This is a genomic window from Fructobacillus sp. EFB-N1, assembly GCF_001038455.1.
GTDB classification, from domain to species: Bacteria; Bacillota; Bacilli; order Lactobacillales; family Lactobacillaceae; genus Fructobacillus; species Fructobacillus cardui.
Map to the genome: position 1 here is coordinate 1 of NZ_LDUY01000036.1, position 16,981 is coordinate 16,981.

Consider the following 16,981-nt stretch of genomic DNA (forward strand, 5'->3'; position numbering starts at 1 on the left):
CTTTGGGTTTTTATTTTAAATTTTCTCGTTCGAATTAATTATAGAATCTGCCAATTTAAAAGAACTTTATTAGAATCCGCTACCTCAAAAATTTCTTTTTCCGACCATCCTTTTACTTTATTTGTTGCTCTCCTGATTTTTTAGCAAAGTAAAAACCTCAGAATTTGTAGAGTTCAAATTCTGAGGTTCATACCACTATGGCGTTAGCCACAGTTATTGTTTGCCTCCTTGCCAAACATTACGAAACAAGTTTGCTTTGGAAAGGACTACTTCTCATCACGCTTGTTGCGCTTTGCAGCTGCAAACAATCCGAGGAATGAAGCAGCAAGTCCAAGAATAAGTCCACTGTTGTTAGCAGCAGTCTTTTCTTCACCAGTTGCTGGCAAGACGGATGACTTCGTTGTAGGAGTAACATTATCTGTCGCAGTTGGTTCAGCTGAAGTTACTGTTCCTTGTGCTTCCTTTTCCTTCAAGAGTTGATCATAAGCAAGGTCATAAGCCAAAACATAAACAGGGTTTTGGTTGTTAGGAGCCTTTGCCCGACCATTCTTAACGTCATCTTGTGCTTGCAAGTAACCTTGGTTTGCCAAGCCATAGCTTGCTTGATCATCAACAGCCGTCTTAGTATTGTTTTGCTTGTCAGCAAGCAATGCCTTCACAGCTTGACCAGCGGCATAACCCTTCAAATAGTTAGCATCATCTGTGTATGCCTTGGCTGCGCCATTAGCACCATCGTTCAAACCAGCAATTGTCCGTGCATAAGCTTGGTCATAAGCGGTCTTATCTGCATCATCAAGGTTGGCGTCTTGACGACCCTTGCCAAACAAAGCATCATCTTGCGCTGTGTTGTTTGTCGTTGTGTAGTGCTTCAAACCAGAGTTGTATCCGGCCATGTAAGCTGCATCATTTGCTTGAGCTGGCTTACCGGCATTGGCATCGTCAAATCCTGCCTTAGCACGGTCGTAACCGTACTGGCTAGCAGCAGTTGCAGTCGTCGGTGCGCTCTTGCCTTGGGCAAAGTCGGCAGCACCAGCGGTAGCTTCGGCATCGGCCTTAGCCTTCGCTGCGGCATAAGCTTGCTTGTAGATGGCACTCTTGTTCGTCAAATCAGTTGGTGTACCGCTTTGAGAACCGTCTTGGTAACCAGCCTTGGCACCAGCGGCGGCATCAGCATATGCCTTGTTGTAGGCATCTTGATAAACCTGTGACTTTGTTGAAATGTCGCTTTCCTTTGGTGCACCAGCAGCGCCATCCTTAGCACCAGCAACACCACCATTGTAGGCATCTTGTGCTGCTTGAGGAGCATCGGCAGCTGGCTTCGTGTCAGTTCCAGCACCAGTATAACCAGTTTGGCTATCCTTATATGCTTGGTAACCCTTCATGTAAGCTGGGTCAGCCTTTTCGGCATCCGTCGGTTCCTTACCTGATTGAGCATCAGCGGCGGCACCATTGTAACCGTTCTTAGCTGCATCATAAGCTGTAGCAGCAGCCTTACCTGCGGGTGTTGAATCATCTGGTCGAGCTTGACCGTTAAGGAATGCTTGAGAGCCACTATCTGCGGCATTCTTAGCAGCGTTATAACCAGTCATGTAGTTTGGATCAGCCTTCTGGGCATCCGTAGGTGTCGTACTTGCAGTTGCATCAGCCATTCCTGCTTGTGCCTGAGTATAAGCCTTATTGTAAGCAACCTGATATGCAGGTGACTTTGCTGCCAAATCAGTTGGCTTTGCCTTACCGGCAACGGCATCGGTCGCACCTGAAGTTGCACCACTATAGGCATCCTTTGTTTGCTGTGAAGCGTCAGCCGCTGGAGCGGTCGTGCCGTTGTAACCAGTTTGACCGTCTGTGTAAGCCTTCTTACCAGCAAGATATGCCGGATCATTCTGGTCGGCATCAGTTGTCTTACCGGCAGCGGCATCAGCATAACCTTGCTTTTCCCTGTCGTAAGCAGCAGCGGCAGCCTTTCCGGCTGGCGTTGAGTCGTCTGGACGAGTTTGACCACTCAGATATGCCTTTTCACCATTGGCAGCGCTGTTTTGAGCATCAGTCAATGCCCTCTGGTAAGCAGCCTTTGAAATAGGATTTAATGCGTTGATTGCATCGGTTGACTTTGGTGTTCCAGCAGCAACATCCTCATAAGCTTGAGCGGCAGCGACATTCGCAGCCTTTTGGACTGGGTCAGTTGCCTGGCTGTCATCAGTACCCTTTTGGGCATCCTCATAACCTTTGTTAAAGCCATTCACAGCATCCATTCCGGCCTTTTGACCAGCAGTTGGGTTAGCAATAGTTGCACCATTACCACCGTTGAAGCCAGCGTTAAAGTCGGTAGCACCTTGCTTCTCAGCAGCACTTGCTGTGTCAGCTGGTGTCTTACCATTTGTTGCTTCATCAACACCCTTCTGGTAATCAGCCTTATTAGCAGCATCTGTCAAAGCTTGATCATAAGCTTGCTTGTAAACTGGGTCCGTATTGGTTGTTTCAGCAGGCTTAGTATTTGTCTTGGCAGCGTCTGCGGCAGCCTATTCACCATCTTGGTAAGCTCCTTGAGCCTTCTTATAGGAATCAGGATCTGTCGACTTAGTTGAGTTATCAACGTTGTTAGCAGCATCTGCGGCACCTTGCTTTCCAGCTTGTGCAGCATCATAACCCTTCTTATAGTTAGGGTCACTGGCCTTTGTTGTATCTGCAGCTGTACCGGCTGCGGCGTTGCCACCATCAGTCAATCCTTGCTTTGCAGCATTGTAGGCATTGTTGTAAGCATCTTGGTAAGCTTGTGGCTTAGATGCCAAATCAGCTTCCTCATCCTTACCAGCAAGGGCATCTGCAGCACCTTGTTTGTTACCATCGTAACCTTGCTTTGCAGGTCCCTCTGTTGTTGGTTCTATTGAAGTCGTTGCCCCTTGCTTTCCAGCAGCATAGGCAGCTTGACCTGCCTTGTATGCAGGATTATCGGCATCGGCTGCAGTTGGGGTATTATTCTTAGCGTCTTCATAACCCTTCTGGGCCTTGTCATAAGCAGCTTGAGCAACCTTGTCAGCTGGCGTATCACCAGTAGGACGACCAGTACCATTCGTAAAGGCATCTTGTCCATTTTGTGCTTGTGCCTTGGCTTCAGCCAATGCTGTTTGGTAAGCAAACTTTGAAACTGGATCCAAAGCGTTGATTGCATCATCTGATTTTGGTGTTCCAGCAGCTTCATCCTTATAGGCTTGAGCAGCAGCAATATAAGATGCCTTCTTGACTGGGTCAGCATCCTGACTATCATCAGAGGTACCACTCTTGGCATCATTTACAGCATTGTTGAGGGTAGCAGCGGCAGTCTTGCCTGCTTGCTCACCAGCATTTGCTGGCGTTGATGATGGGTTATTAACCGCAGCAGTCAAGCCCTTGTTAAAGTCGCTAGCACCTTGCTTCTCAGCAGCACTTGCTGTGTCAGCTGGTGTCTTACCATTTGTTGCTTCATCAACACCCTTCTGATAGTCGGCCAAAGCTTGGTTGTAAGCTTGTTGCTTAACTGGATCACTGTCTGTTGATTGTGCGGTCTGACCAGCCTTGGCATCGGTGATACCAGCAGCATAGGCCGTTTGAGCCTTCGTATAAGAAGCGGCATCTGGAGACCCGGCTGGATTATCCGTATTATTAGCCGTATCTGCTTCAGCCTTCTTTGCGGCTTGGGCAGCATTGTAACCCGTCATGTAGTTAGAGTCGCTAGACTTTGTTGAATCAGCTGTGGAACCTGCGGCAGCGTTGGCACCATCTGCAAAACCACTCTTAGCGGCATCATAACCAGTAGCTTCTTTAGCACCGGTAACTGTCGTTGTATCTGGACGAGTCTTACCAGCCAAATACTCTTGGGCACCGTTAGCAGCAGCATTCTTAAGCGCATCTTCGGCCTTTTCATAAGCAGCCTTTGAAATTGGATCCATCGTGCTGGTATCCGCGAAGTTTGGACTATCAGCAAAGGCCTTCTTAGCAGCCGCATTAGCAAGTTTTTGAACAGGGTCATCACTAGAACTGTCATCGGTATTCTTTTCAGCATCTTCATAACCCTTGGTCAATGAATCAGCAGCTTTGTTTCCTGCCTGTTCACCAGAATTAGAGTTTGCCGCAGTTGAACCATTGCCACCGTTGAAGCCCTTCGTAAAGTCTGTAGCACCTTGCTTTTCAGCATCACTCGCTGAATTATCAGGTGTCTTACCATTTTTGGCTTCATCGACACCCTTTTGGTAATCCTTCTGGGCTTGATCAACAGCTTGTTGATAAGCATATGTTGCCAATGGATCGTTTGCTACTGAACTATCAGCAGGCGTTTGGCTCACTGACTGTGGATCCTTTCCAGCGGAAGCGGAAGCAGCAACTGCAGCCTTAGCGGCGGCAATACCTGAATCAACCGTATTCTTCTTTGCGTCTGAAGGTGCTGTTGGTGATCCACCAGCAACTACTGCATCAACATAAGCCTTATCAACAGTACCAGTAGTTGCCCCTTGCTTTTCAGCATCAGTTGCTGAAGTACCTGGTGTCTTGCCATTCAAAGCATTTGTGTAACCAGTTTGCGCGTCAGAATAAGCCTTTGTTACCAAAGTCTGAACATCTGGGTTTGCAGAGTATGTCCTTGCTGGTGCAGGGGCCTTACCGTCGTTATCCTTTGCATCCTGGATAGCTTGAGCTTGAGATGCGGCAGCATCATCCAAAGCCTTGTTGTATGCTTGTTGCTTGACTGGGTTAGCATCTGTTGAACGAGTAGTGTTTCCACCAGCGGCAGCCTTAGCACCAGCTTCATATTCTTGCTTTGCAGTATCATAAGAAGCCGTATCAGTCACAGAACTACGATGATCCGTACCGCTCTGTTCATCAGCCGCTGCCTGTTGAGCCGCCTTGGCAGCATTTTGACCAGCTTGATATCCCTTGTCATTTGCTAAAGTAGGGTCAGTTACGGCCGGAGTTTTGTTGTCATCATCAAATCCCTTTTGAGCGTTAGCCTGAGCCGTATTTGAGCTTGATGTAGCAGCATCATCTGGATCTGATGAAGTTGCTGCTGCCGTTCCATTCAAGAAGCGCTTGATTCCATCAGCTGTACCAGTTTGGGCATCATTGTAACCCTTGGTAAAGGCATTTTGAGCAGCCTTTGAACTTGTATCTGCTGTTGCCGTTGGCGTTGAACCAGCACCACTTTGATAAGCAGCTGCCCCATCCTTATAAGCTTGGGCACTAACGAGTGGATAGTAACCAACTTCTGCATACTGGTCCAAGGTACTATCTGACTGCTTATTCTGAGCAGCATAGTTACCAAACTTAACCGAACGATAGAAGGTCAAATCAGTACCTGCTTGACCATCAGTACTTGCCTTTTGGCCATCAGTACTCAACTTAGTTGGGTCAGTAGCCTTTGCTTCTGCACTACTTGTACCATTCGTTTGCGCTTGTGTAATCGCAGCCTGAGCCGTGTTATAACCGAGAATAGCAGCGGACAAATACTTAATATTGCTTGATATGGCTGTCGGAGCAGTCTTTGACAAGCCACCATTAATCAATGATTGACCGTAGTCAAATCCTTGTTGCTCAATCGTAGTAGCATTCGTATCAGGGTTAGTAGCAGTTGGTGAAACCTTTCCAGCTTGGATATAACCAGCATAAGCTTGGTTATAAGTAGTTTGCTGTGCAGGAGTTAGAGCAGCGTAGCTAGTACCTTGAATTGTGCCAGCTTCTTCGTCCTTAAAGAAAGCAGCAGCACCTTGTGCATCTGTATAAGCTTGTGCTGTAGCCTGTGATGAACCTTTTGGAGCAGCTGGTGCTGATTGACCAGGAGTAAAGTTAATTGCTTTCTTGGCATTATTGTAATCAGTTCTTGCTTCTTGGTACTGAGTATTAGTAGAACCGCTGTCCTTACCTGACTGAGCATCCTTGATACCAGCTTGGGTAGCCGCATCGTTGTAACCCTGCAAATAAGCAGATGGACTATCGGCATTTTGGTAAGCGGCAGTCTGTGTCACATCCTGATTAGCGGGTGCTTTGGCAAAGTCACTATAACCACTCTTATAACTGTTATAGTTGTTTGTATAACCCTGGTCGTTCTTAGTGTTAAAGTCTTCGCTATCCTTCTGGGCAGTATTGTTGTTTTGGGCATCAGTTTTGGCATCGGTAATCGCCTTAGCACTTGGTGATGTCGCAACCGCAGCGCCGCTATCAGTCACGATACTTCCAGTTGGGTCAGCAACGACACCACCCTTACCATCTGGCTTGTAGGCTTCCATCGTTGTTGTGTAGTTTGTTGGTGTCAAAACAGAATTAACAGAGTTAACACCATAGTGGAAGCGCATACCAACGTTAGTGGCATCAGTTCCCTTTGGAATGGTATAGCTAACTGCTAACAACCCACCATTGTAGTCTTTGGTAGACTGAGTTTCAGTATAGGTGTTTGGATCAGCAGTAGACGTTGTGTCTTTCACTGGGCTACCAATCTGTGTCAACGTATCGTAACTCGTACCAGTTCCGGAAGCAACACCAATGTATAGTGGCGTATCCTTTTGACTCAAATCACTATAATTAGTCAACTTAACATAACCAGTAACCGTTGTTGAACCATCTTGGTTAGGAGTCTTCACCAATGGACCAATCAACTGCACAGCAGGTACATTGGCGATATCCAAAGTGTTCCCAGCAACGGTACCAGTAACTGATTGACCATTCATATCAGTTCCGGTATATGTGCTAGAACCCGATGGCAACTGGAATTGATACAGGTAGGTCTTTTGACCATTGTGCGTAACCGCAACAGAATAGGCAGTGATATTGCCATTACCAGCAGTTTGGAAATACTGAGTACCATCCGGCTTGATAAAGACAACGTGGTTTTGACTAACCGAGTTAATGTTGATTGGTCCATAGTAAGGAATAATTGAACTAGAAGGAGAGTTGGTAACACCAACCTTCAAACTTCCATTAGAACCAACGTTAAATGAACCATTACCCGTATTAGCAATCAAACCGGCATTAGAACTTGAGTTTCCTGGAACATTATCCATCAAGACTTGAAGCATACCACCGTTGATAACGTTAATTTTTGTTGATCCACCAGATAGATAAATTGGCTTATTGATAGAACCGCCTGAACCCATCGAACCATTATTTCCTTCATAGTTCAATGTACCACCATTAATGGTGATTGAAGCGCCACTGGCATAAACACCACCACCTAATGTGGTTGTTGATCCTGAATAAAAATCAGGAATAATATTAACTGTTGCATCTTTGTTAATATTCAAAGAAGCATTTGAGCCCGTCAAGTTAATAGCGTAATCCCCACTATTAGTAGAAGACTCAGCACCAGTTCCACGAGAGACCAAAGTCATCTTAGCACCTTGGGCAACAGTGAAATTACCACCGGCAACAATGTTAACACCACCAACCTTGGGAGATGATGTTCCATAGTAGTGTGATCCGGCCTGCAAAACGAAGTTTTTCACTTCCAAGTTTTGCTGGTTTCCACCACCTTCAAGTGGCACGGCTGACTGGAATGGAGAATTGTACGTAGCCGTCGAATTATTAGGAATAATAACGTTAACGTTACCAGAGAAGTAAGCATCATTACTATTTGAACTCAATAGTTGTGGGCCAACATAATTTAAGTTACTGAAATAAATACCCGCACCACTTTCAGCACGGAATGGCCCAAAGTAGTTCGCCCCATAAAGAGTTTGGAAGTTTTGAATATACAAATTTAAACTACCGGATGGATTATTAACTGTATAGTTAAGCCCATGATAATCCATGATGTGGTTCTGACCATCGATAGTGAATGTATTTGACTTAACATAAGCTGTTACATCATCTTCACCATTAGTTGCACCAGTCAAATCAACATCATTAGCAAGGCGAATTGTATTAATGTTAGTAGCAGCTGTTCCTCCACCACCAGTATATGTTGATCCCGTCAAAACAGACGCAAACTGATTTCCATTTTGGACGTAGGCGATTCCTTGGGCAGCCTGGCTAACGACGTCGTTAAATCCTTGATCGTAATAAGTATTACCAGTTGAAGAAGCTGTGACAGAGGTATTTCCTCGGTAGGCATTATTATTGAAGTAAGCCGCCATAGCAGCGACTGCACCACGATAAGCTTGGTCATAGGGGTTAGTCGTGTCAGAATTTGGATTTGTTGTTAAATACCAATCTTTAGTATTGCCAGTAGCTCCCTTTGAATCAACATAGGTTCCTTGCCACTTACCTGTTTCGGCATCTTGTTGACCGTACTTACTCAAGGCATAGGCAACAGCATTGTCAAAGCTTGTTCCCAAGTTAGCATCCTGTTGCTAAGCTGCACGAGCGTCCAAAATTGATTGGGTTTGACTCGTTGGAATGCTGATTTGCTTAGTTGTGTCCCCTTTAACAGAAGTATTCGTTGCAACGTTCAACTTATTATTTAATTGGTTTTCATAATTAGTTGAACTCTTATACGCCTCAGCTGGTGTGTTAGCACCACCCTGGTTAGCATCATCCGCGCTTCCATATTGCTGTGGCGTACCGTCTGTTGGGTTTGTTGTGGTATGCGTTGTACCATCCGAATTCAACTTTGAGGCAGTATTACCATAATAGGTATAGTCTTGTGTTCCAGCACCCTTACTTTGCGTTGCAGCTGCATAAGCCGCCATAGCAGCCTTAGCACCATTATAAGCAGCAGTATAGTAATCTGCGGCACGGCCCGACAAAGAAGAAACTGCGCTCGCATTTCCTGCATAAGCGTCTTGTTCACCTTGGCTGATCTGTGCTTGGTAATTTGCAGGAGTATCAGGCACTGTCGGCGTTGTGATGCTAGTAGATGAATTGTTAGCTGCGTTTGCAGCACTAGTTGAAGTACTTGCTGAGGCGCTCACCGATGTACTAAGTGAAGCGCTTGCTGAAGCACTCGCACTGGCTGAAGAACTCGCTGAGGCGCTATCACCTGATGGAGTCTGGCTACCACTTTGATTATCTGAAGTAGTTTGTTGAACACTGTCGGCAGAAACCGAAACGTGTTGAACAACGCCAATTCCAGCAATCAAACCGAAACTAGCCAATGAGACGACAACCCATTGGCTTTTTACCTTCCGTAATACTTTCTTATCTTCAACTTTCCGAAGATTTTTCTTATTGTATATCATAAATACTCACCTTTCCTTCAGCCATAGTTGATAGCCTAAATTGACAGACTCGACATTAGCGAGCATTAGTACTGGCTCGGCAACCAGTATTTGATTTATAAAATAAAAGCAATTAGCTTTTTTAGAAGTGTTGGATAATCACTCGCCACTTTAGAAAAGATGAACTTTTTGCTTTATTTTGCGACCGAGCTGGTTCTACACTAGATTTGACTTCCTAAACCTAACAAGCACTCATGTTCACAAAAAACACAATCGACCTTCACAACACACTATCAATAGTATTTTTCCATTACCGTAACACAATATATCTAAAAATATCAAATATTTATATCCATTCTTTTTTAGATATTTTTTGCCATCATTTTCCATCTATCCATGTTTTTTTATTGATCATAACTACACAATTCAACTCGGTTTTCAAGCCTATTCACACCTTTTCATTAATAACATAAGTATCACAAACAAAAAGTATTCAAAAAATCAGTTTTTCTATCAATTAATATTTCAAAATGTTTCTGATTTATTGTAAAAATCTATCAATATATATCGGTATTTTTTCTAAAAAAATCCAAAACCATTAGCAAAAGCAAAGAAGTCTTGCAATCGTTTACTTCTATTTTTCTAAGTTGACAAAAAAGTTTCACTCTAAACTCCGACAAATTAACCGTTATGCTTTCACGTATCTCAAAATTTTGGCAAAAAGAAAAAGCCCAAGAAAATTATTTCTTGGACTTCCTTTTGAGTTTAAACACTAAGGCCTAAAAGCAATAGTCCCTAAAATAATTTACCAATGAAACTTACTTATCGTTGCGCTTGCGCTTTGCCATTGCAACCAATCCAAGGATTGATGAAAGCAACAAAGCAACGAGGACACTATTTTCAGTAACATTTTGCTATTCGCCTGTTTGTGGTGGTACAGGTGCTGGAGTTGGTGCACTCTCAACAGGTGCTAATGGTTCTGGCTGCGGTGTCTTCTTCTGGTTCTTTTCATTCAACAAGAAGTCGTAGCCACGGTCATAAACCAAAACATAAACAGAACTTTGATTCTTAGGACTCTTTGGACGGCCATTGGCACCGGCACTATAACCAGTCGTGTAGCTTGGGTCCGTTGATGTAGCTTCTTACCGCTTTGGCCATCAGTGTAACCTGCCTTAGCAGTGTCGGCTTCAGCCTCTTGTTCTGCCTTTTGGTAAGCGACCTGAGCCACTGGGTTCATCGTCTTAATTTCATCAGGAGTCTTGATAGTACTATTTGTGACACCCTTGAAGGTTTGACTAGCTACTTCCTGGGTTGCCTTTTGGACTGGATCCGTAGAAGTGCTGTCATCTTTGCCATCCACGGCATCTTGATAACCCTTTTTGAAGGAACCAGCTGCCGCTTCACCAGCCTTATTACCACTCGTTGGAATGGTAATGGTCTTGCCATTGACGGCTACATTCGATCCGTTCGTGTAGTCATTAGCACCTTGCTTTTCAGCATCACTGGCCGTAGTTGCTGGGCTTGTTCCTGCAGCTACGTCTTGGATTCCCGCCTTGTACTTAGTCTTCAAAGAATCCATTTCTGCCTTGTAAGCGTAGTTGGCTAATGGGTCAGCACCATTCAAACTGTCAGAAGCATCTGGGTTAGCCGTTCGACTTTTTCTATTTTCCCTTTTACTTCCTTCACAAAATCAGAACAAAGAATTCATTTTCTAAATAACACTATTTTTAACGAGACTATTTCTAATTTAACTTCTTTATTTGACCATCGACTAATTCATAAATCCGATCAGCATCTTCTTTTAACCGTACATCGTGCGTCACAACGACCACGGCCTTATTTTCATGCTGGGCAATTTCTTGAAAAAGTTGGCCAACTTCCGCCACTCGCTCACTATCCAAAGCGGCTGTTGGTTCATCAGCCAAGATAAAATCAGGATTCGTGTACAAGGCCCGAGCAATCGCCACCCGCTGGGTTTGCCCACCGGACAGCTCTCCCGGATATTTGCCTAACAGTTGCGTAATTCCCAATCGTTTTAAATAATCATCCATAACTGCTGGCATCAAATTTTGTGTTTTCTTTACCTTATCCACTAAAGCGAATTGTTCTTTCACCATCAAATAAGGTACTAAATTATAGGACTGGAGTACAAAACCAATGTGATCCAATCGGAAGCGGTCTGCCTCTTTACCGGTCAATCGACTAATATCTTGGTCGTTAATCAACACGGATCCATCGGTTGGACGTTGTAAGCCACCCAAAATCGTCAGCAGGGTACTTTTCCCAGAACCAGATGGTCCCAAAATTAATGTGAGCTCACCACGGTTGGCGACAAAGTCGACGTCCTGCAGTGCCTGAACCTGATTTAACCCATGACCGAAGGCCTTATTCACCTGTTTTAATACTAAACTTTCCATGTGCTTACCCTCCAATCACTGTTACTGGGTCAATTTTATCAATCAACCGCATCGGAATCACAGCACCCAAAAGTCCCATGATAACTAGGGCAAATCCCGTCAAACCAATCAAGCTAAAGTTGAAGAACATCGGCACCGCTGCTGGCATAATGGCACTCGTGCCGAGAGAAAAGCCCATACTGATAACGACCGCCACAGCCATCATCAAAACCGTTTGCGATAAAGTATTCAAGACTAAATAGCTAACCGGAATTCCCTGCGCCCGCAAAACGGCAAAGTTCTCCATCTTCTGCACCGTCAAAATGTAAAGGAAAATGGCCACAATCACAACGGAAATCAGGATCAAAAAGACAATCATCAGCACAAAAGTCTTATTTTGCGCACTATAACCCGGCATCTTCTCAAACAATGCTGCCTTCGTTGCCACCTGCAAGTTGTCCCCACTCACGGTCAGCTTTTGACGGCTAACGAAACCGGATCCAACAAATTGATTCGTCGTCCCCTTAATGGCTGCCCACTGCGACTGGTCACCATAAACAATTGGCGCCATATTATATTCCGAATTTTTGGCAAAGCCGACCACCGTTAGGGGCTGACTTTGCAAGCCTAAGGTTATTTTTTGCCTCAACTTTATCCCTTGATCGGCCAACTTGCTAGAAACGACCACTTCATTTTTCGATTGCCACAAACGGCCTTTTGTCAGTGAAATGCTTTGAGCCACCTGACTATTTTTACTAAGGCCAACAAACATCGCCGATTCACGGTGAGTTCCCTGCTTTAAGATACCTGGGGTTAAGGCGAGTAAATCAGCCTGCTTTTCCCCAACTTGATTTGCATCGGCTTGCGTCAGCAGGGACTGACTCAGGTCGCCATTAGCATCTTTACTCAGCACCACCGATTTCGTCTGCCAGCTATTCACCGCCGCCGTATTTTCATTGGCTAACCCAAGCGCCAAAGCACTCAAAATAAAGATTAAGTAGGCAATCATCGCGATAACCGCTACGACCAACCCATAACGCAACTTTTCTTTTTTAATTTCATGCCACGCTAAGAACATCTTAAACCTCCTGCTTGTGCCAACCGGCCAGGGCATCTAGTAATAATAGAATCTGATTCTTATCGGTCGGCGCTAAAAAGTATTCGCGAATCAAGTGGTGAACGGCCACGTCGGCCAGCCACTGTGGCAAATCATCAGTCGCCTTATCCCAATTTGTACTACTGGTTTCCTGATGATGAGCAGCCAAAATGGCTTCATTAACAACGTAATAGTTGCTCAAAAAGGCGTAATACAGATTTTGTTCGACTTGATCAATAAAAGACCTAGTCGCTTGAAACGGGTTATCCCCAACAAAGGCCTCGTGAATCGTTACCATCACCTGGCTCAGGGTGTATCGGTAGGCATCGTCTAAGTCAGCAAAGTAGGTATAAAAAGACCCGCGAGCAATCCCTGCTGCTCTGACAATGTGGTTCACGTTGGCATCTAGGAGCGAATAAGTCGAAAATTCTTCTAAAAGAACTTGGCTGATTTTTTCTTTTTTGTCTGCATTTAAGTTTAAAAATGTTGCTTTTGGCATTTTTTATTTCCTTGTAATGACACAATGTCAATTCTTCACTCCTTAGTTTACTCATTTATGACACAGTGTCAACATGTAGACAATAAAAAAATCCCAAACGGGATTTTTAATGGCAAAATTAGATAACGTCCAAGTGTGTCTGACCACTCTTAACCAAGCCCATCTTCAAGAAAACGCGGTACATCAAGAAGGACATCAAAGCAGGCAAAGCAACTCCGAAGACCAGGAAGGTGCCCAACATTTCGGGATTCTTAGTTGCCAAATCAAGTGGCACGATCAATGAAGTCAAGCCCATTCCTGCCAAAGAGAATGGCACTGTCAAATGGAAGGCAACAGCGGCGATTGGTGCACAGACAGCTGCTGAAACAACTGGTGGCACAAAGAGCCATGGATTGCGGACCAAATTTGGGAATTGGATTTTAGGCGTCACAAAGGCTTGTGCGATAAAGGTTCCGGGCTTGTTTTCGTGGAAGGACATTGCAGGATAAGCAGCAAACATAGCAGCCGTCCCAACTAGCATAGCACCAGCACCCATTGGTGAACTAACACCGGTTGCACCGATGGCCACCGCTAAGGCAGCAGATGAAGCCGGTGTCATCAAAAAGACCGCGAACAACATGGCAACCAAGGCCGTGCCAACAACTGGGCTCCAGCTAACAGTAGCAGCGATGCCCTTTCCCATGCCAACCAAAAGTGGTGTTGTCACACGAGCCAGGTAGTAACCTGAAACAGTTCCAACTAATGTTGTTAATGCCGGCACGATAATCATATCCAACGGTGTCTTACCGGTCAGCCATTTTCCAAAGAGAACGGCCACCACACCGGCCATAACAGCTGAAATTGGTTGTCCTGTCGTTAAAACGATTGAACCTGGTGCTTGAACACTCGCAAAGCCAGTGACCGTTGATAGCTTCATCGTTGAAGTCGTGAAGAAGGCCGCGTTAGCCCCAACCGTTGAAGCGGCCATCGCTGAAAACATGACCATGGTATTGGTCTTTAACTGTGAGGCGATTGCCACACCAAAGGCTGCCGGCAACATGACCTTAGCAATCAAACCCAATTCCACTAATACTGGCCAATGGGTCAACCCACCAATTGATTGCATTAAGAATCCCATTCCCAGCGTGACCAGGATGGCATTTGAAATCGCCGCACTGACGTTATAAACCTTCTCTTTTAATGTTTCTTGATCCTTTGGAGCTGTTTCAACAGCCGTTTCTGATTTCTCAAAGTCCAAAACGTCTTCTTGAACTTTGTCTCCCGTTACTCTTGCATCCATATGCATCACTCCCCCTTTTCTTCTCTTGGCCAATCACAAGTAAAAAAGGTCCTAACGCTAAGCGTTAGGACCTTCAACACTCAGTTACTAAGAACTAGTAACTGGTGCACTTAAAACCAACCTACTAGTTTAATTGTTTAGTAAGCTGACAATAATAATGACTTGTGATTGGGCCTGATTTGTTTGCATTAACTTGTACATGATCATCACCCTCTTTTCTTTCTGCTCTTCTTTATATGATAAATAAATTATAACCATTAGGATTTAATTAGTCAACACTAATTTTTCTAATTTCATTAAACCATCTCCAGATGGGTCTGACCTGACTTGATCCAACCAATCTTGCGCATGATGCGATATAAGATGAAGGAAACCACAACTGGTACCGCCACCCCGAAAGCCATGTATGCAGCAAAGGCTGTCATGCCCTTACCAAAAAGTGCCAAAGGAACGATGAAGGAGTTAAAGCCAATTCCTGCCATTGCAAATGGTACGCTAATATGGAAACCAATTGTTGCAATTGGTGCCGCAATCGCTGCGCCTACCATTGGAGGAATCAGCAACATTGGATTTTTAATAATATTAGGGAACTGAATCTTCGGCGTAACGATTCCCTGAGCAATCGTTGCCCCAATCTTATTTTCATGGAAAGACATTGCTGGATAAGAAACGAAGACAGCGGTCGTACCAATCAAAATGGCACCAGCAGCTTCAGGTGAGCTGACACCGGTTGCACCAATCGCTACCGCCAAAGCAGTGGCAGAAGCAGGTGTCATCGTCAAAGCACCGAAGACCATAGCAACACAGGCTGTTCCAATAACAGGGTTAACAGTAATGCTTGCAGTAATCATTTCACCCATCTTAACCAAGACTGGTGTTGTGACAATTGCTAAGTAGTAACCAGAAACAGTTCCAACAATCGTCGTCAAAGCTGGCACAATCACCATGTCTAACGGCGTTTTACCAGACAACCACTTGCCAAAGAGGACGGCAACCAAACCGGCCAAAACGGCTGAGATTGGTTGACCCGTTGTGATGACGGTTGAACCAACCGCTTGTGCACTCGAAAACCCTGTAACTGTTGCTATTTTCATGCTTGAAGTGGTGAAGAAAACAGCATTTGCACCAACTGTTGAGGCAGCCATGGCTGAAAACATAACCATCGTATTCGTCTTCAATTGTGAAGCAATCGCAGCACCAAAGGCGGCTGGCAAAATGATTTTTGTGATGGCTCCCAACTGAATCATTGGCGCCCAGTGAATGAAGCCGGCAATTGTTTGCAACAACAAGCCCATCCCCAAAGTTACCAAGATAGCGTTTGAAACCGCCGCACTAACGTTATAAACCATCTCCTTCACGGACTCTTTGTCCTGCTTACCTTCATTTTGATTAACCACTGTTGCTTCGGCCCTTTCAAAATCAGCTACGTCTTCCTCAATTTTTGCTTGACGACTAATGTCCATCTCTTCTCTCCTTTACTAAATAAAAAAGGCCCCGGCAGTGTTTTCACTGCCGGAGCCTTTTGCCCAAGCAGCTACTGGAAGTTTCCTCCCAGTAGCTGACAAACTCAAAAATCAACTTACTAGGAGTACATTAGCAAGCTGAGCAACAACGCGAATTGAGATTGAGCGATTTGACTTTGATTCATAGTATTCTTCATAAGTGAAACCGCCTTTCTTTCTTCGTCTTGTTTAATGATGATTTTATTATAACATGAAAATCTGATGAGTCAACACTAATTTTATTTTTTATTAGTCTGATGGGAAACGCTACGAACTTTTCGCTCATCTCAAGAGCAAAAAAAGATTTCTGATGACCTGTACCCCAAAAGTTGAACTAAATATTTAGACCTAACTGGCCAGTTGCCGATATTCTATCAGTGACTGGCCTTTTCGTTTGATCTGAATGCATTCTGTGTTGTAATAATGAATCCAGTTTTCAATGGCGGTCTTAAGCTCTGCTACACCATTAAATTGGCTTAATTCACCCAATTCTGTTTTCAATTTATTGAAAAAACTTTCCATCGGTTCATTATCTAGTGCTGTTGCCTTTCGTGACATGCTGGGCTCAATTCCGTTTTGAAGCAATATTTTTCGCCATGAATGATGTCGATACTGCCAACCTTGGTCGGTATGCAGATAGGTTTAGTAGCCTCGTCGTGGTAATTGGCTAACTAACTATTTCACTGGTTCAATGGCAAAAGCCAGACTTGGTTTCGTATACTCAGTGCATAGGTAACAATTTCTTTGTTATATAAATCTAAAATGGACTCAAGATAAAGCTTTTCACCGGTGGTAGGTACTTTAAATTCGGTTATATCACTCGATAATTTTTGCAATGGCCGATCGGTTTGAAAGCGACGGCGGAACCGGTTGTGAGTAGTTTGTCCATCTGGTCCCGGATAAGAATTATATTTAACCCGCTTCCTGCGATAACCAGCGCCTTGAATATTCATGTTATGCATTAATCGTTGGACCTTTTTGTGATTAATACGGCTGTAGTCACTAGTTTTCCGAAGCATTGCCCAGATTCTTCGAACACCATAATAAGGATATTTGGCTGCCAAAGAGCGAATTGTATCCTTTAATTTTTGAT

Annotated in this window: 11 protein-coding genes; all 11 read right to left on the reverse strand. The window is 44.4% G+C overall.

Going from position 1 to position 16,981, the window contains the following annotated elements; genetic code table 11:
• Positions 1-266: 266 nt before the first annotated feature.
• Positions 267-2,432, reverse strand: coding sequence for an LPXTG cell wall anchor domain-containing protein (locus FEFB_RS07610; RefSeq protein ID WP_047975650.1), 2,166 nt, complete (start codon positions 2,430-2,432; stop codon positions 267-269).
• A gap of 87 nt (positions 2,433-2,519) precedes the next feature.
• Positions 2,520-8,294 carry a hypothetical protein gene (locus FEFB_RS07615; protein WP_047975651.1) on the reverse strand — a complete coding sequence of 1,925 codons (5,775 nt, stop codon included), beginning with the start codon at positions 8,292-8,294 and terminating at the stop codon, positions 2,520-2,522.
• Positions 8,295-8,309: 15 nt separating this feature from the next.
• Complete coding sequence (locus FEFB_RS07620) at positions 8,310-9,137, reverse strand: hypothetical protein (RefSeq protein WP_047975652.1); 828 nt, start codon at positions 9,135-9,137, stop codon at positions 8,310-8,312.
• Between the two features lie 991 nt (positions 9,138-10,128).
• Positions 10,129-10,695, reverse strand: coding sequence for a hypothetical protein (locus FEFB_RS07625; protein ID WP_152666254.1), 567 nt, complete (start codon positions 10,693-10,695; stop codon positions 10,129-10,131).
• A gap of 163 nt (positions 10,696-10,858) precedes the next feature.
• Entirely contained in the window at positions 10,859-11,533 is a 675-nt protein-coding gene (locus FEFB_RS07630; protein ID WP_047975654.1) for an ABC transporter ATP-binding protein, read from the reverse strand.
• Positions 11,534-11,537: 4 nt separating this feature from the next.
• Positions 11,538-12,590, reverse strand: coding sequence for an ABC transporter permease (locus FEFB_RS07635; protein ID WP_047975655.1), 1,053 nt, complete (start codon positions 12,588-12,590; stop codon positions 11,538-11,540).
• Position 12,591: 1 nt separating this feature from the next.
• Positions 12,592-13,107, reverse strand: coding sequence for a TetR/AcrR family transcriptional regulator (locus FEFB_RS07640; RefSeq protein ID WP_047975656.1), 516 nt, complete (start codon positions 13,105-13,107; stop codon positions 12,592-12,594).
• Positions 13,108-13,225: 118 nt separating this feature from the next.
• Entirely contained in the window at positions 13,226-14,386 is a 1,161-nt protein-coding gene (locus FEFB_RS07645) for a PTS transporter subunit IIC (protein WP_053068993.1), read from the reverse strand.
• A gap of 296 nt (positions 14,387-14,682) precedes the next feature.
• Entirely contained in the window at positions 14,683-15,735 is a 1,053-nt protein-coding gene (locus tag FEFB_RS07650; protein ID WP_235271977.1) for a PTS transporter subunit IIC, read from the reverse strand.
• A gap of 501 nt (positions 15,736-16,236) precedes the next feature.
• Entirely contained in the window at positions 16,237-16,473 is a 237-nt protein-coding gene (locus FEFB_RS08660) for an IS3 family transposase (protein WP_255360194.1), read from the reverse strand.
• A 95-nt stretch (positions 16,474-16,568) separates the two neighbouring features.
• On the reverse strand, positions 16,569-16,981 hold a 413-nt coding region (locus tag FEFB_RS08665; RefSeq protein WP_152666256.1), incomplete at its 5' end, for an IS3 family transposase.